The sequence below is a fragment of the Tenacibaculum sp. 190524A05c genome, from assembly GCF_964036595.1.
Lineage (GTDB): Bacteria > Bacteroidota > Bacteroidia > Flavobacteriales > Flavobacteriaceae > Polaribacter > Polaribacter platacis.
Genome location: NZ_OZ038523.1, coordinates 2,648,635 through 2,673,329 on the forward strand (window position 1 = coordinate 2,648,635; position 24,695 = coordinate 2,673,329).

16 protein-coding genes are annotated in these 24,695 nt (G+C 32.2%); 13 read left to right on the top strand and 3 right to left on the bottom strand.

From position 1 onward, the window contains the following. Positions 1-36: 36 nt before the first annotated feature. The 13 genes from ABNT61_RS11530 to ABNT61_RS11590 all read left to right on the top strand — a co-directional run bounded on the left by ABNT61_RS11530 (position 37) and on the right by ABNT61_RS11590 (position 17,032). Positions 37-774 carry a 3'-5' exonuclease gene (locus ABNT61_RS11530; RefSeq protein ID WP_348743322.1) on the top strand — a complete coding sequence of 246 codons (738 nt, stop codon included), beginning with the start codon at positions 37-39 and terminating at the stop codon, positions 772-774. 42 nt (positions 775-816) lie between these two features. Beyond that, positions 817-3,984: a glycerol kinase GlpK gene (gene glpK / locus ABNT61_RS11535; protein ID WP_348743323.1), complete on the top strand. Its 3,168-nt coding sequence runs from the start codon at positions 817-819 to the stop codon at positions 3,982-3,984. Between the two features lie 165 nt (positions 3,985-4,149). After that, positions 4,150-4,863: a hypothetical protein gene (locus ABNT61_RS11540; RefSeq protein WP_348743324.1), complete on the top strand. Its 714-nt coding sequence runs from the start codon at positions 4,150-4,152 to the stop codon at positions 4,861-4,863. A gap of 140 nt (positions 4,864-5,003) precedes the next feature. Beyond that, a complete protein-coding gene (locus ABNT61_RS11545; RefSeq protein ID WP_348743325.1) occupies positions 5,004-6,287 on the top strand; it encodes a phosphatidylserine decarboxylase in 1,284 nt (427 codons plus the stop codon). Positions 6,288-6,443: 156 nt separating this feature from the next. Beyond that, on the top strand, positions 6,444-7,778 hold the full coding sequence (locus ABNT61_RS11550) for a hypothetical protein (protein WP_348743326.1): 1,335 nt from the start codon (positions 6,444-6,446) through the stop codon (positions 7,776-7,778). A gap of 127 nt (positions 7,779-7,905) precedes the next feature. Beyond that, complete coding sequence (locus ABNT61_RS11555) at positions 7,906-8,220, top strand: hypothetical protein (protein ID WP_348743327.1); 315 nt, start codon at positions 7,906-7,908, stop codon at positions 8,218-8,220. A gap of 123 nt (positions 8,221-8,343) precedes the next feature. Further along, on the top strand, positions 8,344-9,324 hold the full coding sequence (locus tag ABNT61_RS11560; protein ID WP_348743328.1) for a hypothetical protein: 981 nt from the start codon (positions 8,344-8,346) through the stop codon (positions 9,322-9,324). A gap of 766 nt (positions 9,325-10,090) precedes the next feature. Continuing rightward, positions 10,091-10,327, top strand: coding sequence for a hypothetical protein (locus ABNT61_RS11565; protein WP_348743329.1), 237 nt, complete (start codon positions 10,091-10,093; stop codon positions 10,325-10,327). 62 nt (positions 10,328-10,389) lie between these two features. Beyond that, on the top strand, positions 10,390-11,172 hold the full coding sequence (locus ABNT61_RS11570) for a GLPGLI family protein (RefSeq protein ID WP_348743330.1): 783 nt from the start codon (positions 10,390-10,392) through the stop codon (positions 11,170-11,172). Next, the gene (locus ABNT61_RS11575; protein WP_348743331.1) at positions 11,111-13,834 is read left to right on the top strand and encodes a carboxypeptidase-like regulatory domain-containing protein; all 2,724 of its coding nucleotides are present in this window, start codon (positions 11,111-11,113) and stop codon (positions 13,832-13,834) included. Before ABNT61_RS11570 ends, ABNT61_RS11575 begins: the two co-directional genes overlap by 62 nt. A 319-nt stretch (positions 13,835-14,153) precedes the next feature. Beyond that, positions 14,154-14,759 (top strand): hypothetical protein, encoded by a 606-nt coding sequence (locus ABNT61_RS11580; RefSeq protein WP_348743332.1) that lies wholly within the window; start codon positions 14,154-14,156, stop codon positions 14,757-14,759. 155 nt (positions 14,760-14,914) lie between these two features. Next, positions 14,915-16,186, top strand: coding sequence for a Shedu immune nuclease family protein (locus ABNT61_RS11585; protein ID WP_348743333.1), 1,272 nt, complete (start codon positions 14,915-14,917; stop codon positions 16,184-16,186). 75 nt (positions 16,187-16,261) lie between these two features. Next, entirely contained in the window at positions 16,262-17,032 is a 771-nt protein-coding gene (locus tag ABNT61_RS11590) for a hypothetical protein (protein ID WP_348743334.1), read from the top strand. 11 nt (positions 17,033-17,043) lie between these two features. Here ABNT61_RS11590 and ABNT61_RS11595 read toward each other — a convergent pair whose 3' ends face one another. From ABNT61_RS11595 to ABNT61_RS11605, 3 genes are all read right to left on the bottom strand, one after another. Further along, the gene (locus ABNT61_RS11595) at positions 17,044-18,903 is read right to left on the bottom strand and encodes an ABC-F family ATP-binding cassette domain-containing protein (protein ID WP_348743335.1); all 1,860 of its coding nucleotides are present in this window, start codon (positions 18,901-18,903) and stop codon (positions 17,044-17,046) included. A 174-nt stretch (positions 18,904-19,077) separates the two neighbouring features. Then, complete coding sequence (locus ABNT61_RS11600; RefSeq protein ID WP_348743336.1) at positions 19,078-21,618, bottom strand: GEVED domain-containing protein; 2,541 nt, start codon at positions 21,616-21,618, stop codon at positions 19,078-19,080. A 282-nt stretch (positions 21,619-21,900) separates the two neighbouring features. Further along, positions 21,901-24,576: a GEVED domain-containing protein gene (locus ABNT61_RS11605; protein WP_348743337.1), complete on the bottom strand. Its 2,676-nt coding sequence runs from the start codon at positions 24,574-24,576 to the stop codon at positions 21,901-21,903. Positions 24,577-24,695 lie beyond the last annotated feature (119 nt).

A 24,695-nucleotide genomic window follows, 5' to 3' on the forward strand; every position in this document is an offset into this window, starting at 1 on the left:
AAAATTGCACACTGAAAATCAAATTGCTATATATTCATGTCAACACATTTTGAACTGAACAATATCTTATTTTTAGATATTGAAACGGTTCCTCAATATGAACATTGGAATGATGTTCCTGAGGAAACCCAACATTTATTTGAACTGAAAACTCAGTATCAACGAAAAGATGAATTCACACCAAAACAGTTTTACGAACGCGCCGGAATTTGGGCTGAGTTCGGAAAAATTATCTGTATTTCTGTTGGTTATTTTGTAGAAAAAGAAAATGATTATCAACTTCGAGTTACCTCTTTTGCAGGAGAAAATGAAAAAGATCTGCTTCTTGACTTTAAGGAATTACTGGATGTTCATTTCAATAAGAAAAAACATTTGTTATGCGCCCACAATGGTAAGGAATTCGACTTTCCTTTCATTGCTCGGAGAATGCTAATTAATGGAATCCAATTGCCTGAAAAGTTAAATCTTTTCCGCAAAAAACCATGGGAAGTTCCACATTTAGACACCATGGAATTATGGAAATTCGGAGATTACAAGCATTTTACTTCATTGAGTTTATTAACTCATATTTTCGGTATACCTTCTCCTAAACAAGATATCGATGGAAGTGAAGTTGCGAGTGTTTATTATCAGGACAAAGATATTCCTAGAATTATTCGGTATTGCGAAAATGACACAATTGCTGTAGCACAACTGCTTCTTAAATTCAATAATTTGCCTATTTTAGAAAAGAAAAACATTCTGCAAGTCAGTTTACAACTAGAAAATAGTTGAAAAACACTTCAAGAAGAATAACTAAAACCCTCACAATAAGCAATGGAGCAAAAATATCTAGTCGCTTTCGATCAAGGTACAACAAGTACACGAACAATTATTTTCGATAAAAAAGGACAAATAAAAGCGATTGCTCAAAAAGAATTAACGCAGCATTATCCTAAATCTGGTTGGGTTGAACACGATCCTGTTGAGATTTTTAATGATCAACAAGCAACTTTTCATGAAGCTGTTAAAAAATCAGGAATTCAACCTTCAGAAATTGCAGCCGTAGGAATCACCAATCAACGTGAAACTACAGTAGTTTGGGATAAAGAAACAGGAGAACCTGTTCATAATGCAATTGTTTGGCTAGATAAGCGAACTACAGCTATTTGTGAAGATTTAAAAAATCGTGGATTATCAAATTATGTTCGAGAACATACTGGTTTGGTCATCGACTCTTATTTTTCTGCTACAAAATTAAAATGGATACTAGATAATGTTGATGGTGTTAAAGAAAAAGCTGCGGTTGGTAAGCTTTGCTTTGGAACTATCGATAGCTGGTTGATTTATAAATTTACCAATCATCAAAAACATGTTACGGATCACAGTAATGCATCTCGTACCATGATTTACGATATCAAGAATTTAAGTTGGGACGATACTTTACTCAAGGCTTTAGAAATTCCGACTTCTTTACTACCTAAAGTACAGACATCATCTTCACATTTTGGAGATATTAATTTTGAAGGAAATACAATTCCAATCTATGGTGTTGCGGGAGATCAACAAGCTTCTTTATTTGGACAAGGTGGTTTCAAATCTGGAATCGCTAAAAATACGTACGGAACAGGATGTTTCATGCTATTAAACACGGGAACAAAACAAGTTCAATCAGAAAGTGGTTTACTAACCACCTTAACGTGTAGTCTAGAATCAGAACCTGTTCAATATGCATTGGAAGGAAGTGTTTTCGTTGGTGGAGCCTCAATTCAGTGGTTACGAGATCGAATGAAATTAATTGATAATGCTGCCGATACAGAAGCCATTTGTAATAGTATTCCACCGTTAAAAAATATTTATGTTGTTCCTGCTTTTGCTGGTTTAGGTGCTCCGTATTGGGATGCAGAAGCTAAAGGTAGTATTTATGGAATGACGTTAGATACTGGAAAAGAGGAAATTATTAAAGCTACTGTTGAAGCTTTAGCGTATCAAACCAAAGATGTAATTACTGCTATGATTAAAGATAGTGGTAAAGAAATGATAACACTAAAAGTTGATGGTGGAGCAAGTGCAAACAACTATTTAATGCAATTTCAATCCGACATTTTAAATGTTGCTGTTGATCGACCAAAAATGATTGAAGTTACTGCTTTTGGAGCCGCATTATTAGCTGGAATAAAAGCTGGTGTTTGGACTAAAGAAGATATTGAAACCATTAGAGAAGTTGATACTATTTTTACCACCAAAATGAAACCTAAGGTTCGTAAGAAAAAGTATAAAGGTTGGTTAAAAGCTATTGAAAAAACACAAACGTCTAAGAAGAAAAAATTAAAACCTCAACCTGTTCGTTTTTCAGTTTTAGATCGTGATAAGCACCTTAAAAAATTAAAATCAGAAACTTTTGATTTGCTCGTTATTGGCGGAGGAATTACAGGAGCTGGAATTGCATTAGATGCATCTTCTAGAGGAATGAAAGTTTGCTTGGTTGAAAAAAACGATTTTGCTTCTGGAACTAGCAATAAATCAACAAAACTTATACATGGTGGACTTCGATACCTAAAGCAATTAGAAATTGGATTGGTAAGAGAATCTGGTTCAGAACGTGCAATTGTTCATAAACTAGCGCCGCATTTAGTAATTCCAGAAAAGATGTTGTTGCCTTTAATTGAAGGTGGAACTTATGGTAAAATGATGACTGCAATTGGTTTGAAGGTTTACGATTTATTGGCCAATGTTGGCGGAGATGATGCTCGAAGAATGCTGGATAAAAAAGAAACCATGGAAAAAGAGCCAATGTTAGATGAAAAAATAACATTGGGTAGTGGTTATTATGCAGAATACAGAACAGACGATGCCAGACTTACCATAGAAATTCTTAAAAAAGCCACGGAATTTGGTGCTACAGTAATTAATTATTGTGAAATGGAATCTTTCCTTTACAATAAAGAAGGAAAAATTGAAAATGTACAATGTGTCGACATCAATACTGGTAAAAAATTCAATGTAAAAGCGCGAAATTATGTTTCTGCTGCCGGACCTTGGGTTGATTTACTGAGAGAGAAAGACACCTCTATGAACAACAAACACTTGCATTTAACCAAAGGTGTTCATATTGTTTTTCCGCACGAGAAATTACCAATTAAACAGTCAGTTTATTTTGATGTACCTGATGGAAGAATGGTTTTTGCAATTCCAAGAGGAAGATGCACCTATGTTGGAACTACAGACACGAATTATTATGGTAGTTTGGATCGCGTAGTTGCTACTAAAGAAGATGCTGAGTATCTTTTAGAAGCAGTGAATAATACATTTCCCGATGTTGATTTGACCATCAAGGACATCGAATCGAATTGGGCCGGTTTACGACCTTTAATTCATGAAGAGGAAAAGGATCCTTCAGAACTATCAAGAAAAGACGAGATTTTCATCTCTAAAAGCGGATTGATATCTATTGCAGGAGGAAAACTCACTGGATATCGTAAAATGGCACATCGTGTTATTGATGCTGTTTTAAAAACCATGGATGAAAAAAGAAGAAATTCCTATAAAAAATCGCAAACGGAAAACATCTTGTTGGTAAATCCAAGTATGCATTCGGTTGAAGAAGTTGAGGCTTATCAACTAGAATTAGAAAAACAACTTTCTGATTTAGGAGTTAATGATGCTTACTATGCTTGGCACTTATGCACTACCTATGGTAAAAAAGCAAATACAATTCTGGAAAGAACTTCGTTTTTTGCTAGTGGAAGCATTGAGCAACGATTAATTCGTGCAGAATTATGGTACTGCATCAATTTTGAAATGACAAATAGTTTAGCTGATTTCTTTGTGAGACGTACTGGAAGGTTATATTTCAATATTGAAAGTATTTCTAAACATTTAGACATAATTATCAATGATTTTGTTCGCAGTTTAGACTGGGATGAAAATCGAGTTCATGAAGAAAAAACGTTATTGAACCAACTTTTAGCTGACGCAACAACCTATTACGATTCAGAGTTTTAATACTTACATCTTGTTTTTTTACCTAGTTGTAAGGATATTCTCTAGCTCAGAAGATTATAATTTTATAAATACTTAAAAGCTTTAAAGATCAAGCGCATTCTCATAAAGAATTGCGCTTTTCTTTTCTTCTGTTTTTAAGTATATTACAACTCAAATCAACCAACCATGAGCTCAAAAATCGATCTAACTTTCTTAAAACAATTATTCCCTAAAAATGGTAACTTCTTAAAAACCGTCTTTATTATTGCGCTTATTCTTTTAGGCAGTATCAGTTTTTATAAAACAACCAGCTTTTTTACAGTTCAAGCGGATGAAATGAATGGATATTTCCAGGATAAAGATTCTATTATTGAAAAAACAGTTTTCGCGTATCAATCGGATAAAAAGGAAATAAAACAATTAAAAGAACAGTTTGAAATTCTTTCATTGCTAAAAAAACCTCATTTAGTTACTGCTAAAAAATACGCATCTTTCAATTATTCGTTTTCAATTTTCTTAACCTTATTTCTAACCATTACAGCAATTTTAGGATTTATCATTGTAAAAATAGGTTGGGATAACGTTACTAGTTTTTATTTAAAAACAGCTTTTTTAATATCGTTCTTCTTCTCTTCTATCTTTGGAATTTTACCTAAAGTATTAGGGAATCAAGACAACATAAAAAATAACTTAACTAAATATAACTTCTACAACGGATTACAACTTGATGTGTATAGTTTAATCAATGATAATAAAGGTTACTTAGAGCGAAATACAACGCAATCTCTTGACAGTTTAAATCTGGAAATTTTAGCGATTACTCAAAATATTAAAGAAAATCAGGACTTGTATTTCGATGTTTATATTGATAGAGTTCCGAAGGAAATCAAACCTTTTTAAATTCATTTTAATAACCTAATCTCTTCCATACCTAAATCAGCATCTTTTATACATTAATTCCTTGGTGTTAAGGTCTTTTTCACAAAATCAATCTATGTTTTCGACAACTTTGGTATATAATTTAACCAACCTCATTAAACATGGAAACATTAACACCTATCTTAACAAAAAAACATGAGCCGGTAGTGTCTTCTTTACAAGAAATTCTTGCAGAAGATCCAGCAATGGCTGCTGCATTAACTGCATCTTTGAATGTTGCTGTTGCTGCTGCTAAGAAAAATTTAAACTCAGATTTGTACAATGCAATTAATAACGAGTTTAAAGGAAACGGATGGCCAACATCTATATCTGCGTATTTAGATTACTTAGATTTATACGTACGAATGGTTCCTAATGAGCGTAACGATCCTGAATACCCAAATGCTTGGAAAAGTAACGGAGAAAAAAACGGTTATAACCAAAAGGTATACGACTTACTTTGTCAATCATATTGGTTAATTGATCAAAAAATTCCAGGAACAAATACGACCATGCAAAGCTTTGAAAAATTCGCTGATTGGTTAGTTCAATTCGCTGTAGCTTGGGGTAAATTTTTAGATACTCCTGCTTCTTTAACTAAAGAGAGTTTACATTCTTTCAAGTATGATAGAATGTATAATTTCCCATTATATGCTAAGAATGAAGATTCTTGGAAAACATTCAATCAGTTTTTCTATAGAGAGTTTAATGACGCCGACCCTAATACTGGGATTAGTCCATTACGTCCTATTACCGCTCCAAATGACAACACAGTTGTGGTTTCGCCTGCAGACTGCACATACAAACAGTTTTATCCAATTGATCAAGATGGAAATGTAATTGGTCTTGAAGGAGATAAAAAACAACTTAAATTAAAAGGAACGCATACTATCGGAACTATAAGTGATTTATTACAGGATAGTCCGTATGTGAACGACTTTAATGGCGGAACTTTTGTTCACTATTTCTTAAGTCCGTTTGATTATCACCGTTTCCATACACCAGTAAGTGGAGAGGTTAAAGAAATAAGACCAATAGATGGAAAAGTTTACTTAAACGTAGAATTAAAACCAGACGGACAATGGGATGCTCCTGATGGTGCTGGAGATGGTTACGAGTTTACCCAAGCAAGAGGTTTAATTGTTGTAGATGCTGGACCAGAAGTTGGAAAAGTAGCAATTTTACCAATTGGTATGTGCCAAGTTTCTGGTGTAAAAATGTATGAAGATTTACTAGGAGAAAATGTAGTAAAAGGACAAGAGTTTGGTAAATTCAGATTCGGCGGATCTGATATTATCATGTTATTCCAAAAGCCACCAAGAGATATTTACATGTATAAATATAGTCCAGGTCAAGAACCAATTCACTTTCAATACGGACAAGCATCTGTGTTATTCAATAAGTAATCAGCAAACGTTGATATTGGATTAGTTTTTGAAGTTTTTAATTCAATGAGAAAAGGAAGATATTATGTCTTCCTTTTTTATTTCAAATAGTTTATCTTTTTTCATCGAAAAATGTAACAACTTAAAACTTGGTTTGTCTTTTCTAAAAATATTTTCATGCTTAAAAAACTAGTATTAGTCTTAATCGCTTTAACTTTCTTCAACTGTAAGAACAATCCGAATCAAAATATACAAACCGAAGGCTTAAACAGGCATGAAAAATGGGTTTTTGATATCAACTATTTCGAAAAAGAGTTTTTAAACAAGGCTAAAACCTATACAGAAACTTCAAAAGACTCATGTCTTGTTTTATTAAATACCTTAAAAAAGAATATTGATAACCTTACTGATTTTCAAATTAGATTAGAGTTATCAAAATGTGTTGTATTAGCTGATAATGCTCATACTGAAATTGTTGTACCTCTTCTTTCTCAGATTCCTTTGCGTTTATATCGTTTTTCTGATGGATTACGTGTTATTAGAACTGATTCTATGAATGCTACATACTTAGGATCAAAACTTTTAAAAATAAACGATTTAGAAATACCAAAAATCGAGGAGAAACTATTTCCTTACTTATCTGGAATTGAAAATTGGAAAAGATTTAAAACTCGAGATTGTATGCTTGCTCCTGAATTGCTACATGCATTGGATTTAAATAAAAGCAAAGACTCATTAAAAGTTACTTTACTTAAAGATAGAGATACTGTTCATATCAAACTTGCTGCACAAAAATTCAATAAAGATCGTTATTGGTTTGAATCATGGGCAAATTTATATCCTATTGATAGTAAAGAAAACAATTGGCAATTTCTAAAGAAGCAAACTAGTAACTTACCATTATACTTGAAACGTGCTGAAGAGGGTGTTTTTTATGATTTTAACACAACTGAAAAGATCGCCTATTTTCAAATTAATTCCTTTTGGGATAAATGTCCGAACTTCAAAGAAAGAGTAGACACATTTAATACAAAACTGAAGTCGAAAAAAGACTACGATGTGGTTATTGACTTGCGTTTTTATACTGGAGGAAATTATGCCTACGCAAAAAAACTTGCCACTCAACCTCCGAAAATTATCAATTCTGATAAAAAAATCTATTTAGTAGTTTCTGAAAAAACTTATTCTGCTGGTATTGTAACAGCCGCAAGAGTTAAGCATTTTGCCAAAGATAAAATTGTCATTGTTGGTGAAGAAGTTGGAGATCGCTTAAAGTTTTGGGCAGAAAGTGTTGCTTGTGTTTTACCTCATTCTAACATTAGAGCATATAATTCTATGGAAGAGCACGATTGGAAAGACAATAGCAAGAGTATTTTTAGAACTCACTATCCTAACTTTTTTCATGGAGTTGCTGCTAAAAACTTAAACTTAGATCAAGAAATACAATTAAGTATTGAAGATTATTTGCAGGATAAGGATCCAATTATGGAATGGATTCTTAAGCAGAAGTAATTTAAACATCAAACCTTATATTCAATATTATCTTTCTTCTTTTTCCATAATATAGTTGGTTAATTATACCTAATTATAGGTATTTAAGACACTTCACATCCTTCATACTTTTATCAAAAGATAAATTATGAAGACTAATAGCATCTCAAAATTAAAAGTTGAACTGGATAAATCGCCTGAATTAAAACAATCTTTTCTAAATGATCCGATACACTTCATTAACTCAGTTGATACAAAAGACCCTATAAAAGATAAAATAGTATTCTTAGTTATTGTTGGAATTGTTGGAGTTGTATTACTGATATCAATAATTCTAGGAGCTGTAATCATATTTAAAAGTTCAGATGTAAGTAAGGCAAAAGTTCCTGAATTTATAGTATCAATAGGGTCAACAGCATTAGGTGCCATAGTTGGGCTTTTAGCCCCAACTCCAAGGAGTTAAACTTGATCTATAATTAGACTCCAGAAATGGTTTACCCAATAGTTTTGCGATTCATGCTTCAGAATAATATTTCGTTTTATGTTTTCACAAAGGTTTACATAGAAGTATAAAAAATTACACAAAATGAAAAATATACTCTTAATTACACTCTTTATTATCTCTTTGTCTTTAAATGGACAGACAAACAAGTCAATTGAAAGACAATTAAAACTTGAAAAAATAAAAAAGGATATCGATAAACTAAACTATCAAGTTGAAGAATTAGAAGATGTTTTTAGAATAATAACTGAAATAAAGACTAATTACAATGATAATAAATTAGATAAAAATTCTATTAAGAATGAAATTGATTTAATAAAAAGTTATTCTGACAATAAATCAAAATCGATAATAAAATCATTGAGACAATTATCTAAAATATCATTTAAAAAAATTATCAATCTTAGAAACCAACTTTCGCCTTACTACAGAAAGGACGATTATAAATATAGGCAACTTTCAAACTTATATTTTAAAACAAGAGATATAGACTTATCTTTAATTCAATATGATGATTTAATCGATTTCGACGATAATGATAACGAAAGACTAGATTATAATAGATTTAAAGAATTTCAAAAAGAACTCGATTCAAATAAGTTCATTCAAGACTTAACGAATGTTATAGATAAATTAAAAAGCGAAGTGGATGGAGTATTCAAGTTAATATCCACAGATTTAAATAAGAAAAATAAAGCTTTAGATGATTTGACAAAAAAGAGAATAGAGCTAGAAATTGAAAAAAATAACGAATCAGATTATGATAGAACAATTTTTCAATGGGGCTTTCCTGTTTTCATCATTTTTATACTACTTCTATATTTGGTTCCATTGTGGCTTCTACATAAAAAACAAAATACTAATGAACAAGGAATTACTAATCTTTATCAGTCAATTTACGGAACGGGTCTATTAACAGAAATTGTCACAGTATTTTTACTTACATCTACAATTTTATTACTAGGAATTACCAATAAGTTAAATCCTGAAATTCTAGGTACACTAATTGGGGGAATATCTGGTTATGTTTTAGGTCGGTCTTTCAATGCTACGAAAAAAAATTAACCTCGAAAAAAGCTGGAGTTTGTTTTAGTTTAGTTTTTGTAAATTTTGAAGGTAAATTGGGCAACCCTATAAATGAGACTATTCACAATATTATTAACGCAAATGAGCTTATAAATCATGGTGATACTCCTTAGTTGGTTCTCACAGTGATCATCATAAACCAAAGTTTAGAAATTTCATTTCTAACATCATTATTAAGCTGGTAATAAATACGACTTCAAATAGGATTTAAGTTGATAGTCAATGTATTTTAATATTGCTATTTTTGATTTTTACCATTAAATTTTTACATTTAGATCCAAATAAGATAAAAGAAATAGACAGTCCCCCTGTTCCTTTCCCTTTTTCTTAGAACTAAAATTAGTTTAAAAATGTATCCATCACATTTGATTCGAATACATTTTTATTTCAACCAGTTAACCATTAAAATAAATCTATAACCAAATAAAACCAACCAAACATTTATCAACTCAATTTTTTCACAATTAAAATTTTAGACATTCTAAAATCAATATAACTCTTTGTTTTAAAACTGGTTTACACCAGGGAAATAGTGTTAATATCACAAGGAAACAGCAGGGAATTTTAAAATAATTTAATTTTTTCAGGTATCCGATAGTAACAATTTATTTATGGAGGTAACTTGATATTAGAATTGGATAACGTTTGATGGCATTATTATTCAAATAATGTATCAAACCAAAACAATAGAAAGGTCAAAATTAACCGCCCAAGACCTTAATGGGGCATAAAATCAACCATTATTATGAAAAATCTATTTTTCGTTTTTTTATTCGCTTTTACAATTATGAGTTTTAACACAACTCAAGAAACAGAAGTAAATTCAGAATTCACTAGCTCTATTCAAGTTGAAAACCTTGACAATGAGGATCGTCCTTGTCGTTGGAGAACTTGTACGTATAGAAACGGAGTTCTTGTAGGATGTACTGAATGGACTTATGGTGAATGTTTAGACGAAGTAGTTATTACTGCTAAAAGGTAATTTCATTCAATCTAGCCTGTGCTTTACTATTAAGCACAGGTTTTTAATTTTTTTAAGAAACAATGAAAAAAATATTTTTTATAATTACACTTCTGGTTGCTAACTCTGTTTTCGCACAAAACTCAACGATTTGTGGTGAAATTGATTACATCCAATCTACACACTTCTCAAAAGATTTTTCAAGGGATTTTACACTAAAATTCAATAATCAAAATTCCATTTATAGCGAAGCTAATTTGAACAAAACCAAGGAAAAAATTGATCAATCAGATAATGATGATGGTCGTAAGCTATCTCGTGAAATATCAAGAAGTAATTTAACTCCTGAGTTTTATTACAATGATAGATCAGAATTTCATTTTATGGAAATTTGGTTCGATGAAGAGTTATTAGTAAAAGAAGACTCTTTTCAATGGATTTGGACCTTAAAAGATGAACAAAAGAAAATTGGAGGGTTTACGTGTCAAAAAGCATCAATAGAATTCAGAGGAAGAACATATATCGCTTGGTTTACAAAAGAAATACCTGTTCCTTATGGGCCTTGGAAATTTAATGGTTTATCTGGTTTAATTTTAGAAGTATATGATACAGATCGTGTGTTTCATATTGTAGCAAAAAAAGTAAAAATTGAAAAAAATCCAGTTTGCAAAATAACTGTTGATAAATCAAAGTTTAAATCATCATTAACAATTGATCAATATCGAAAACGTAAAGTTGAATTAATTAAAGAAGATCTTGCAAAATTATCTGCTAGACTTCCAAAAGGATATGGGCCATTAAAATATGATGAGAATTGTGATGATTGTAGAGAAGATGTTGAACTATTCCCTAAGAAGGCAAAGTAGTAGAATACTTTTATTATTTATTGTATTAAGCTCAAGTTTCTCTTTTTCTCAAACCACAATTAAAGGAACGGTTTTTAACGAACAAAACAAACCGATTCCTTTTGTAAATGTTTTTGCTAAAAAAGACAGTCTTTCTAGCATTATTAATTACTCCTACTCTGATAATCAAGGTAAATTCAAAATTACTATCAAGAAAGAAGGAAGTTATGATGTACATTTTTCAATTTTAGGTTTTGAAACTAAAATCATTAAAATTGATGTTACCTCGTCGAACGTAGAAGTTATAAAAAACATTACGTTACAAGAAAAATCCTTTTCTCTTGAAGAAGTTATAATTACTGCCGATAAGGCGATTTCAGTAAAAAAAGATACCGTTGTTTTTAGTGCAAAACATTTTTTAACTGGAGAAGAACAATCTGTTGAAGATTTACTTAAAAAAATCCCTGGAATTTCTGTTGACGATAGCGGAACCATAAAAGTTGGTAATCAAGAAATTGAAAAGCTAATGGTAGATGGTGATGATTTCTTTGAAAAAGGATACAAAGTATTATCTAAAAACATGCCTACGCATCCCATCGAAAAAATAGAAGTTCTCAATAATTTTTCGAACAATAAACTTCTTAAAAACATTGAAATAAGTGATAAAGTAGCTTTGAACTTAACACTTAAAGAAAAGTTTAAAAACGTTTGGTTCGGAAATGTAGATCTGCACTATGGTTTTGGCTCAGAAAACACGTATGAGTCGCGTTTTAACCTCGCGAGCTTTGGTAAAAAGAACAAATACTTTTTTATCGGGAATTTTAATAATATTGGTTACGATGCTGTTGGTGATATTGAAAACCTAATACAACCTTTTAGAAGCCGAGATGAGCCCGTTACAATAGGAGATAACCAACGCATAAACAATCTACTTAGTTTAAATCCTCCGTTCCTTAGTTTTAAGAAAAGCAGAACCAATTTTAACAATGCAGAATTAGCATCGTTAAACGCTATTTTCAAACCCATTAAACATCTAAAAATAAAATCTTTAGCATTCTTTAATTGGGATGAAACTAATTTTTTTCAAAATGGTATTACCACAGTTAACACCACAAATTCAAACTTTTCGAATACAGAAGATTATCAGCTTCAAAACAATAAAAAGGTAGGTTTTGGTAAAATTGATTTGACCTATGATTTGTCGAAAACAAAAATGTTAGAAGCAACAACAAAATTCAATAGTGGTACTTTTAATGACAATTCTAACTTAGTATTTAATGGTAATTCTACCATAGAAAATCTTGACTATCAAAACACGCTTTTCGATCAAAAAATAAATTACACCGACAAGTTCAAAAACAATAAAGTTCTGCTAGTTACAGGTAGATTTATAGATGAAAAAACACCTCAATTATATAAAATTAATCAGTTTTTTTATCAAGATTTATTTCCATCAACCACAAATGCGAACAATAGCCAACAACGAAGTGATGTTAAAATGCAATTCACTGGAATAAATGCGCATGTATTAGATCGAAAAAGTAACGGAGATTTATTGGAACTACAAGTTGGAAACGAATTTACCAAAGAAGAATTAACCTCTCAATTTTCTTTATTTAATAACGACTTACTTATTGATCAGCCAGTAGGATATCAAAACCAAACCAATTACAACGTAAACAACTTGTACGTAAAAGGTAAATATCGCTTAAAACTGAATGATGTTAGTATAACAGGAAACTTAAACGTTCATCAGCTCTTTAACAGCTTACAAACCGATAATGTTCGTCAAAATCAAAGTCCGTTTTTCATAAACCCAAGTATATCTTTAGATTGGGAAATAAATGATAACAATAAAATCACCTCTTCTTTCTCAAGGAATACAAGTAATGCCAAAACACAAGATGTGTATAGCAACTTTGTACTCACAGGGTTTCGTTCATTTACAAAAGGAACAGGAAGTTTTAATCAATTAAGTTCTTCAAATTTGGTTGTGAATTATCAACTTGGAGATTGGAGCGATCGTTTTTTTGCCAATACTTTCTTTATTTATAATAAAAATCATGATTTCTTCTCTACCAATACAACTATAGATCAAAACTTTGTACAAACTGAAAAAATTCTGATTCAAGATCGAGAGTTTTTAAGCATTAACTCGACATTAGATTTCTATTTAAAAAAGCTTGCTACGAATTTAAAAGCGAATATTAGCTATTCTAAAAGTGAATTTAAAAACAGTATTAACAATGGAAGTTTAAGAACAGTACGTTCTAACAATTACAACTATGGTTTAGAGCTTCGCTCTGGTTTTAAAGGTATTTTCAACTATCATTTTGGTACCAAATGGACCACTTCTGAAATTCAAACCAACATCAACAATGTATTTACCAACAATGTGAGTTTTTTAGATGCCTCTTTTGTTATAAACTCTAAATTCAATTTTCAACTGCAATCAGAGCGTTACGATTTCGGAAATGTAGATAATAACAAAGCCTATTACTTTCTTGATTTTGATATGCAATACAAACTAAGCGAGCAAAAAATTACCCTTGGTTTATCTGCTAAGAATTTATTGAACACAAAAGAGTTTAACACCTTTTCTATAAACGATATTGGAAGTTCGAGTACTACATATCGTTTACTTCCTCGTTATGCAATTTTAAAGCTTGGCTATCAATTTTAAGATGTAATTCTATAACAAATAAGAACGGTTTATGCTTGTATTACCTCATATATAAACCACCATTTATACACTATTTAAAACAACTCATACTTGTGTGCTTACCGAATTTATATAATTATGGTTTGCACACTATTTATTTTCTCCCTACATTTAAAACCGAAAATGATAAAGAAATAGACCAGTCCCCCTGTTCCTTTCCTTTTTCTTAGAAATTTTATGATTTAATAAATAACTGTGGTTTATACTGCTGAATTAGCAGTATATCCAACATAAAGGTTTGTATATACACAGTTAGCCACAATTAAAACGAACCAACAGAATGACAAGAATTATACTTTGGGCACTTACAATAGCTTCTTTAATTGGAATATACTTCTCATCTCAAATTAACACTTACCTAAACACAAATTTGTCTTTCTACAATTTTGAAGATGCAAATCTATTGCAGGTGATTTTGGCTGTTGTTGCAGGTGTTTTTGCAACTAAGGCAACTGATTCAAGTACTCAACTAAAAAGATTGATGAAAGTTCCTGAAATCAATGAAATGATTGCAAAAGCTGACTCTGCACAGGAACGATATGAAAAGTTGGAGGAACTAATTAAAGATGAAACTAAACGACAATTTGCGAGAGATATGCTGGTTAATCACAGAAAGCAATTGATAAACCACTGGGAGCAAATTACAGAAATGGAAAGAGTTCTTTCGGAAAATCTTGACACAGAATTTGACCCTAAAGTAAGAAAGCAGATTAGAAATTACATTCTTAAAACTAAATACATTGACTATGTTGGAAGAGGAGTTTTAGGCAACATTCCTTTAATAGGTGGAATGTTGGACTTTCTCTTAGGTCCACTTTGGGACACATATTATAGTAGAAATTTGGAAAAGTTTGAGAAAACCAAAAGAAAAGACAACAGTGGCTAACATTGTATAAAAATAATAGCGGCTTAGTCGCTAAAACGAAAATGAGTTTTATAAATCAAACAACAGTTATAATCGGAAAAGTAAGCACATAAAATCCGCTACTATTCTTATACGAGACCGTTGTGCTTCATTTGACAAAAAATAAACAAAGAACTATGTCAGAAGAATTTAAAGGTGAAAAAATAGAAAGAGATTTAACTACAAAACAAGTTTGGTTCTACCACGACACAGAAGCTGGCATAAAACAAATTTCCAAAGAAGTATTCAAAAAAGTTGACAAACTTATTCATTACCCAAGAGGCTTTGAAGGTAGAGAAAAATATAAGTTTATTAAAAAATTTACCTACTTAGGATTTGGGAAGAAACTACCTGTTGGAGTTGTCAAAGCTACTTCATATGGTTATGGTTTTACTAAAACTTTAAATCCATTTTCATACTTTATTGATGAAACATATGAAATTAAAGAAGTAATAATTGAAAAGAAAGGAAAAACTGAATTAGACGTTGATAATAAATTACTTTATTTAAATGAAACTAGCTTACAAAAATTACAAAATTCATTTAGTGATATTTATAAAAAAAATCGTGCTGAAATAGATTTTGTATTACAGTTAACTTTAAATAGTATTTTCCCAAAAGTAATTGACAAACCTGAAAAGACATATATAGAAAATGCTCTTGCTTCTTCCTTGGCAAGTTGGGGAAATTCTATTAATGAATTTTCAGATGGAGATAAAAAAGCTATCCAAGATTTATTTGACAAACTATCTATAGGAACAGACTTTTTAAGCAAAGAATCTTTGGCTAAAACAAAGGAAATTGTTGATAGTAAATTCATTCAAAAGACAATTGAACGATTTAATGAACTTTTTGCATTATCAACTGATGGAGAAAGTCTTGAAAAACATTGGCAAGTATTTCTACAAGAAAACAACTGGGTTTTTTCTTCAATATTCGCACAGCCAATTATTCTATATCAAAGAGAAGCTTATGTTGGAGGAAAAAGTCTTGACAATACAAATGGAAAAATGAATGATTTTCTAATTAAAAATAGTCTAAGTGATAATGTTTCTTTCTTGGAAATAAAGACTCATAAAACTAAACTTGTTGAGAATAGTTCTTACAGAGGAGAAGATGTTTATAGTGTTTCAAAAGACCTTTCTGGTTCGACTGCTCAAGTTCTAAATCAAAGGGATAATTTTCAAAAGGAATTTTATGCATTAAAGGCAAAAAGCAGGAAAAACGGAAATTTTGAAACCTTTAATTCTAAATGCATTGTATTAATTGGAAACTTGGCAGATTTGAATGAAGACCAAAGATATTCTTTTGAACTTTCTAGAAGCAATAGTAAGGATGTTGAAATTATAACCTTTGATGAATTAAAAGCAAAAATTGAGAGCTTTCAAGAATTATTAAATGAAGAATAAAAACGAACGCACAACAATGGGTATAAGTAATTACTTTTTCTCTTCTACTTCTGAAAAATTTAAAAGTAATATTAAATGAATAAAAAAAATTTAAAATATTCAGCAAAAATAAGAACCGAATCGACTCAATCTTTTGCCAACTTTCAGCAAGAAATTCTAAGGTCAGAAATGCTAATAAGCTATTTAGATGTTGGAAATATTCTTATTTCAGAGAATAAAAATGATGCTAAACAATATTTTACAAGTATTTACGACCATGTATATAACCCTAAAATTGTAAAAAAAAGCTTAAATAATAATTTGGAAAACTTTCTAAATGTAGAATTTTATGAAATCCATCTAAGCTCAATGATTTACGTGAATACAATCGATAACTTTACTACTTACTTTAAAGATATTCTTTCAGAGGTTGTACTTGCAAAACCTCAAATTTTAAAATCACAAGAATCCGAAAAGCTTGACTTCATTTTAAGCCATGAGTCAATGGATGATTTAATTAACTCGATAGCAAGTAAAAAAATTGAAGAGCTTTTTTATAAAGGAATAGAAGACATCGAAAAATTCTTTAAAACTAGATTAAACATAGATATTTTTAAAAATAAAGAACAAAAAGAAAACACCAATTTCTACATTAAACAAAGAAATTTAACGGTACATAATAGGCGAAAAGTATCAAAAGAGTTTGCTAAACAATTTCCAGGTTTTGAAAATCAAATTGGTAAACATCTAAATTTTAAATTTGATTATGTGTCTAAAGTGAATTTAATCTTATTTAACTTTTTAGCAGATATAGATCAAGAGATTTCTCAAAAGTTTAAACTTAAAATCATAAACTCTAAAAATTAAGCATATAAAGATCACCCCTCCATTTTCATCGATAGCTCAAACCAACGTTCTTCTTTAGTTTCTAGGTCTTCAATAATTTGTTGGAGCTCTATAGATTTGTCGTTAATTTCTTCAGGAGCAATGCTACCATTAGCAAATTGTCCTTCTATATCGGTTTTCTTTTTTTGGAGTTTTTCAATGTCAATTTCTAAAATTCCAAACTCTCGCTTCTCGTTATAGCTTAACTTTCCTTTTTGAGGTGTTTTTTCGCGTTTTACAGCTTCTTTCTTCTCAATCTTAGGTTCTGGAGTTTTAGAATCTTCATAAGCTCTAAAATCAGAGTAATTTCCAGGAAAGTTCTCCACTACTCCATTTCCTCTAAATACAAACAACGAATCCACAATTTTATCCATAAAATAACGGTCGTGAGAAACCACCATTAAATTCCCAGGATAATCCAACAAGAAGTTTTCTAATACGTTTAGCGTTACCACATCTAAATCGTTGGTTGGCTCATCTAAAATCAAGAAGTTCGGATTTTGTATCAACACCGCACACAAATACAAACGCTTTTGCTCACCTCCACTTAACTTCTCTACAAAATCGTATTGTTTTTTACGATCAAACAAGAAACGCTCTAGTAATTGCGCAGCAGAAATCCTTCTTCCTTTGGTTAATGGAATTTCTTCCCCAAATTCTTTAATCACTTCAATTACCTTCTGCCCTTCTTTGATCTTTATTCCTTTTTGGGTGTAATACCCAAACTTCACCGTTTCACCTACTACAATTTTTCCGCCATCAACAGGAATTTGTCCAGTTAGTAAATTTAAGAATGATGATTTTCCGGTTCCGTTTTTACCAATAATTCCAATGCGTTCTCCTTTTTTAAACACATATTCAAAACCATCTAAAATTACTTTATCGTCAAAGGATTTTTTCAGTTTGTGTAATTCTACAATCTTACTACCCAAACGCTCCATGTTAATTTCTAACTGAACTTCATGTTCTTGTCGGCGTTGGTGTGCTTTGGCTTTGATTTCGAAGAAATCATCAATTCTAGATTTTGATTTGGTCGTTCGTGCCTTTGGTTGACGACGCATCCAATCCAATTCTTTTTTATATAAACTCTTCGCTTTACTAAGATTCGTAGCCTCTAAAGCTTTTCGTTCTTCTTTGTTTTGTAAGTAATACGAATAGTTTCCTTTGTATTTATATAACTGTCCGTTATCTAACTCAATAATTTCATTACACACACGCTCTAAAAAGTAACGGTCGTGCGTTACCATAAACAAGGTAATTTTTTCACGAGCAAAAAAGGATTCTAACCACTCAATCATTTCTAAATCTAAGTGGTTGGTTGGCTCATCAAGAATTAATAAATCAGGTTTGTTAATTAAGATAATCGCTAATGCCAAACGCTTTTTCTGTCCACCAGAAAGTGTTCCTACTTTTTGCTGTAATTTATCAAGCTTTAATTTCGATAGAATTTGTTTGTACTGCGTTTCAAAATCCCAGGCATTGTGTTGATCCATTAAATCAAACGCTGCTTGATACGCTTCTGCGTCATCTGGATTCTGCAAAGCTTGTTCGTACTTTTGAATAATTGGAAGAATCTTATTCTCTGTTGCAAAAATAGTTTCCTCTATAGATTTGTTTGCGTCAAAATCATGCTCTTGAGATAAATATGCAATATGAATTCCTTTTCTGCTAATCACCTGACCAGAATCAGGAGTGTCTTTTCCGGCAACAATATTTAATATTGATGTTTTACCACTTCCGTTTTTAGCTACAAAAGCTATCTTTTGATCTTTATTAATTCCAAAAGACAAGTCATCAAATAAAACGCGTTCTCCGTAAGCTTTTGATATGTTTTCTACAGTAAGGTAATTCATAATGTATTAATAGCGTATTAAGGCAAGCAAAGGTAGTGTTTCAGAGTGAAATATTTTGTTACAACTACGTATTTAGAAATTAGATTCCGCATCTCCCGAAGCATCAACAACTATAAAAACAAAAACCCAAGCACATGGCTCGGGTTCTTGTCTTAATAATAAATTGGGGATTTATTACTTCTTAATCAGTTTTGTTCTAAATGATTTCTGACCATCAGTCACTTCAATCAAATACATTCCTTGCGTTAAGCTAGAAACATTAACTGTTCCGTTGCTTAGGTTTCCTCTTTGAACCGTTTGCCCGATTGTATTTACAATTCTGTATGATGTTAATTCTGCCTTAGAGTTCAACTTCACTTGTACAAAGTCAGTTGTTGGGTTAGGATAAGCTAATAAATCAATAGAAGCTTCGTTTCCTAATCTATCTGTAGTAGCTGTTACACCTTCTACACGAGCAGAGCTTACGATGTTAATTGTATAGTCTTCAACTTCTCCATCAGCAAAAGTTTCACAAGCTGTTTGAGCTGCGTTATACTTCATAGAAACACGCATTCTAGTTTGACCTAAAGTTGCATTAGCTGGTACGTTTACAGTAGCTGATAAGTTGTTTGCGCTAGAAGAAGATCCAGAAACTACTTTTTCACTATCCGCAAATGTTCCATCTTGGTTAAAGTCAATCCAAACTGCCCAGTGCTCTGTATAAGCTGTTCCGCTAAAACCTGCACTTACAACCATGCTGTTTGTACTTCCTTGAGCTAATGTTCCTACTTGAGCTGTAAAGTCAGAATATCCGCTTCCTGCTCCTGTTGCATTTGCAATTCCTCCTAATTCTACATTATCAATCCACTCAAACTGAGTTCTGTTACTGCTAGATGCACAGTAATTTACTGGAGCTGGAGTATTACTTTCTGTAGTAAATGAAACTGAACCAGCAGCAGATTGGTTTCCTGCAGCATCGTTAGCTCTTACTGAAATTGTATATGAAGTTCCAGCAACTAATCCTGTAATGTTAGCAGAAGTTCCTGTAACTGTTCCTAAACTAGAAGATCCTTGGAAAATTTCATATCCTGTAACACCAACGTTATCCGAAGAAGCTGACCAGCTTACTGTAGCACTAGTTTGTGCAATGCTAGAAGCTTGTACATTTGAAGGAGTTGTAGGTGCTTGTGTATCTGCAGTTGAACCTCCACCTGTTGTTACAGATAATGCATCAACAGCGATATCACTTGACCAACCGTTTCCTGTTGTTCCAACGATTCTTAATTTTACTTTTCCACCTAAGTATGCGCTTAAGTTTACTGAAACCGCATTCCATTGGTTTCCTTTATTTCCTGAATCAGACCAAATAGATGTCCAAGTTGATTCTCCATCTTTTAATGCTTGAACCGCTAACGATCCTACATTAGTTCCATACATATGGTTTTCGAAAGCAAATGTTGCTGAAGACTTTCCTGATAAGTCAAAACATGGGCTTTCTAAAATTGCAGTTGCATTTGATCCAATTTGACCTGTACTACTGTTTGAAGATGCTTCTAAGAACATGTAGAAAGATCCTTCTGCTCCAGTACTTGGTCCTGTGTTGCTAGATGGAGTTCCTCCACTATCTCTTACCCAATCTCCATCATCTCCAGAAGCTTGAGTCCATCCTGTTCCAGATTCAAATCCTTGACTGTAAGGGAAAGATGAAATTGTTGAAGAACAAGAACTTGCAGGTGGATTAGATCCTCCTCCATTAGTTTTATCAGATAAAGCTAAAGCACGTCTTGCACCACCAGCTTCTAAATAGGTATGCATTCTATCTCTTTGTCCTGCTGTGAATAAATTCATACAAGAATCATCGGAGTAATCCATATAGTTTTGAATCATATCTTCAGAACCACAAGAAGTATGTCCAGAAGCACAACCATAGTTTGGTGCATCAGATTCTGGAGTATCAGATACAAAATCATCTACACCACAACCTCCGTCACCCCAAATGTGACGTAAACCAAAATAGTGTCCTACTTCGTGCGTTGTTGTTCTACCTCCATCAAAAGGAGCTTGAGCAGTACCTGTTGTACCAAAATATTGATCTGCCATTACAACACCATCAGTTGATGCATCTGTATCCCAAGGGAACTGAGCAAATCCTAAAATTGTTGCTGTGCCAGTTGGAGTGTTTCTAATAATATTATCAACAACCCACATGTTTAAATATTCTGAAGTATCCCATGGATCAACACCACCTTGAGAAGATTTTTTAAGATCGTCTCCTTCACCTAATGAAGTATTCCAAGTTGATTTACTTACTTGTTTTCTAGTAATACCTGTAGTTGCATTTCCATTAGGATCAACCTCTGCTAAGTAAAACTCGATTTTAGTATCAGCCGCCTGAGACCATTTATTGTTCGCATCAGAATTTGTTCTACGGAAATCAGCGTTTAAAACATCTAATTGAGATTGAATCTGAGCATTACTAATATTGTTAGAAGAGTTTGTGTATAAAACATGCACCACTACTGGAATTTGATATACATCTCCTACTATTTTTCTTTGTGTATTTTTTAATTCAAGAATCTTCTTTTGAGTATACTTCTCCATTTGTTGCATATACTCTTCTGCAGCAGGATTGTTTTTAAATTTTTCTTTGATCATTTCGTCAGCGTGACAAGTACGTTTTTGCTGAGAAAATACCACACCAGAAAGGAGTAGCAATGCTAAAGTAATTTTCTTCATTTTTTTAGGGCTTTTTAATGAATTTTCGAAACTGTTACATATCCTATAACCAATTCGGTTCTTTATTGAAGAATTTATGAATGGGGATTTATAGGGTTGCCAAATATACAGTAATGTTAGTTTTATGTTAGAAATATGTTAACATATTGTATAAACTGACACATAAAACACAATAAAAGGTTATTTTTACATTATAGATTGCAAAACAAAAAGCCTTAAAAATTCAAAAACCCGAGTAAATTACTCGGGTTTTCTCAGTTAATAATAGGGTAAGGGTCTCTATTATCTCTTAACTAGTTTTGTTCTAAATGATTTTTGACCATCATTTACTTCTAAAATATACATTCCTAAAGTTAAATCAGAAACGTTAATTACTCCATTTGTTACTTCTCCTCTTTGTACCGTTTGTCCGATTGTATTTACAATGCTGTAAGAAGTTAATCCTGCATCTCTATTATTTAATCGTACTTGCACAAAATTTGTTGTTGGGTTAGGGAATGCTAAAAGATTAATAGCAGATTCATTTCCTAAAGCATCTGCATCTGTAGATACAGTATCTATACGAGCAGAACTTGTAATGTTAATAGTGTAATCTTCTACTTCACCGTCTCCAAAGTTTTCACATGCCGTTTGAGCCGCATTATACTTCATAGAAACACGCATTCTAGTATTTCCTAATGTCGCATTCGAAGGTACATTTACAGTAGCTGATAAGTTATTTGCACTAGAAGAAGATCCAGAAACTACCTTTTCACTATCAGAGAATGTTCCATCTTGATTGAAGTCAATCCAAACTGCCCAATATTCAGTATATGCAGTGCTTCTAAATCCTGCACTTACAATCATAGTATTTGAACTTCCTTGCGCTAATGTACCTACTTGATCTGTAAAGTCTCCATATCCTCCATTACGTCCAGTAGCATTAGCAATTCCTCCTAATTCTACATTATCAATCCATTCGTAAGTAACTCTACTTCCGCTTGAAGTACAATAAGAAACTTGATTACTTAATGTTGTAAATGTAACCGAACCAGCACTTGATTCGTTTCCAGCAGCATCTTGCGCTCTTACCGAAACTGTATAAGAAGTATTAGCCGATAAACCTGTTAAGTTTGCTGAAGTTCCTGTTACAGTTCCTAAACTTGTAGATCCTCTGAACACTTCATATCCTGTAACTCCTACGTTATCAGAAGAAGCGTTCCAACTAACTGTAGCTGTAGTTTGTGTTACAGCAGAAGCCTGTACATTTGATGGAGTAGATGGTGCTTGTGTATCTGGTGCAGAAGCTCCAATTACAACAGTATAATCTTCTACTTCTCCATATGAGAATGTTTCACATGAAGTTGGAACTCCATTATATTTCATAGAAACACGCATTCTTGTAGCTCCTTCAGCAGCACTTGCTGGTACTGTGAATGATCCAGAAACTGGTGTGTTTTGAGTAGCAGACTGTGTCCAAACAGTTTCTCCACTATCTGCAAAATCTCCATCTTGGTTATAATCGATAAATACTGCATATCCTTCGCTGTAAACAGTTCCTGTCCAAGTTGGTGTAATTGTAATACTTGCAGAAGCAGACTTCGCTAAAGAAGTAGACTGTGAAGTAAAGTCTGAATATCCATTTCCGTTTCCAGAAGCATTATTAATTGATCCGATAGCAACTCTACCGATATATTCGTCGTTTACATTATTTCCTTTAGAATCACAGTAGTTTAATTGAACCTCTGTTGTTGTAAAACTAACCGTTGAACTATAAGAAGAATTTCCTGAAGAACACTTGCTTCTTACTTGAACTTGATATTGTGTTGTAGCTGATAAACCAGATAATGTAGTTGAAGTTCCTGAAACTGCATTTACAGTCCAAGAAGTTGTTCCTGCTGGACGGAATCTTACATCATAAGTCGCTCCTGAAACTGCATTCCAAGAAATTGTAGCTTCAGAAGAAGAAACTCCTGAAACTGAAACTCCAGTTGGCGTAGTTGCGTTACAAACTGCAGGTGAAAATTTATCAGATAAAGCTAAACTTCTTCTAACTCCTCCAGCCTCTAAAACAGCTCTCATTCTATTCTTTTGTCCAACTGTATATAAGTTCATACATGAATCATCAGAGTAATCCATAAAGTTCTCTACCATATCCTCAGTTCCACAAGATGTATGTCCTGTTGCACATCCATAGTTTGCAGCGTCTGATGTAGGTGTATCAGATACGAAATCATCAACTGAACATCCACCATCTCCCCAAATATGGCGTAAGTTTAAAAAGTGACCTACTTCGTGAGTTGTAGTTCTTCCTTTATCAAATGGAGCAGATAAGTAAAAACCTGATCCTTTATCAGAACTTCCGAAGTATTGTGGACTCATTACAACTCCATCCGTAGCAGCGCTACCTCCTGGGAATTGAGCATATCCTAAAATTCCTCCTCCGATATTACATACCCACATGTTTAAATATTCAGAAGTATCCCATGGACTAACACCACCATTTGAAGAACTTTTCATTGCATCATTAGTTCCCCAAGATGTTCTTGTAGATGATTTTCTAGTAATTCCTGAAGTTGGATTACCATTTGGATCAATTGCAGCCAAAGCAAACTCTATTTGAGTATCTGCTGCTTGAGACCATTTGTTATTAGCATCAGAGTTAGTTCTTCTGAAATCTTCATTCAATACATCAATTTGAGATTGGATTTGAGCTTCACTAATATTCTCTTGAGCATTACTATAAATTACATGAACTACTACAGGAATTTTGATGATTTCTCCTTCAATCTTTCGTTGTCCATTTTGCATTTGAAGAAGTTTGTTTTGAGTAAACTTCTCAATTTCCATCATTCTTTCTTTAATAGCAGGGTTTTTTTGTTGTCTATACTCAAGATTATCCATCGAGTGACAGTTCCTTTTCTGTTGAGAAAAGACAACACCAGTAAGTAAAAAAAATAATAAAGTAATTTTTTTCATTTTGTAAGGGTTTTTAATGGTTTTCGTTAAACTATTTGATTTCCCACAACAAAATAGGGCTCTTATTGAAGAATTATTAGAAGGGGTAATCAAGGATTCCAAATATACCCCAATGTTAA

Coding starts and splice junctions, on each gene's coding strand:
- ABNT61_RS11540 (WP_348743324.1), top strand. CDS start 4,150: ATGAGCTCAAAAATCGATCTAACTTTCTTAAAACAATTATTCCCTAAA.
- ABNT61_RS11575 (WP_348743331.1), top strand. CDS start 11,111: ATGATGAGAATTGTGATGATTGTAGAGAAGATGTTGAACTATTCCCTA.
- ABNT61_RS11565 (WP_348743329.1), top strand. CDS start 10,091: ATGAAAAATCTATTTTTCGTTTTTTTATTCGCTTTTACAATTATGAGT.
- ABNT61_RS11555 (WP_348743327.1), top strand. CDS start 7,906: ATGAAGACTAATAGCATCTCAAAATTAAAAGTTGAACTGGATAAATCG.
- ABNT61_RS11595 (WP_348743335.1), bottom strand. CDS start 18,903: ATGAATTACCTTACTGTAGAAAACATATCAAAAGCTTACGGAGAACGC.
- ABNT61_RS11530 (WP_348743322.1), top strand. CDS start 37: ATGTCAACACATTTTGAACTGAACAATATCTTATTTTTAGATATTGAA.
- ABNT61_RS11580 (WP_348743332.1), top strand. CDS start 14,154: ATGACAAGAATTATACTTTGGGCACTTACAATAGCTTCTTTAATTGGA.
- ABNT61_RS11600 (WP_348743336.1), bottom strand. CDS start 21,618: ATGAAGAAAATTACTTTAGCATTGCTACTCCTTTCTGGTGTGGTATTT.
- ABNT61_RS11570 (WP_348743330.1), top strand. CDS start 10,390: ATGAAAAAAATATTTTTTATAATTACACTTCTGGTTGCTAACTCTGTT.
- glpK (WP_348743323.1), top strand. CDS start 817: ATGGAGCAAAAATATCTAGTCGCTTTCGATCAAGGTACAACAAGTACA.
- ABNT61_RS11585 (WP_348743333.1), top strand. CDS start 14,915: ATGTCAGAAGAATTTAAAGGTGAAAAAATAGAAAGAGATTTAACTACA.
- ABNT61_RS11590 (WP_348743334.1), top strand. CDS start 16,262: ATGAATAAAAAAAATTTAAAATATTCAGCAAAAATAAGAACCGAATCG.
- ABNT61_RS11545 (WP_348743325.1), top strand. CDS start 5,004: ATGGAAACATTAACACCTATCTTAACAAAAAAACATGAGCCGGTAGTG.
- ABNT61_RS11560 (WP_348743328.1), top strand. CDS start 8,344: ATGAAAAATATACTCTTAATTACACTCTTTATTATCTCTTTGTCTTTA.
- ABNT61_RS11605 (WP_348743337.1), bottom strand. CDS start 24,576: ATGAAAAAAATTACTTTATTATTTTTTTTACTTACTGGTGTTGTCTTT.
- ABNT61_RS11550 (WP_348743326.1), top strand. CDS start 6,444: ATGCTTAAAAAACTAGTATTAGTCTTAATCGCTTTAACTTTCTTCAAC.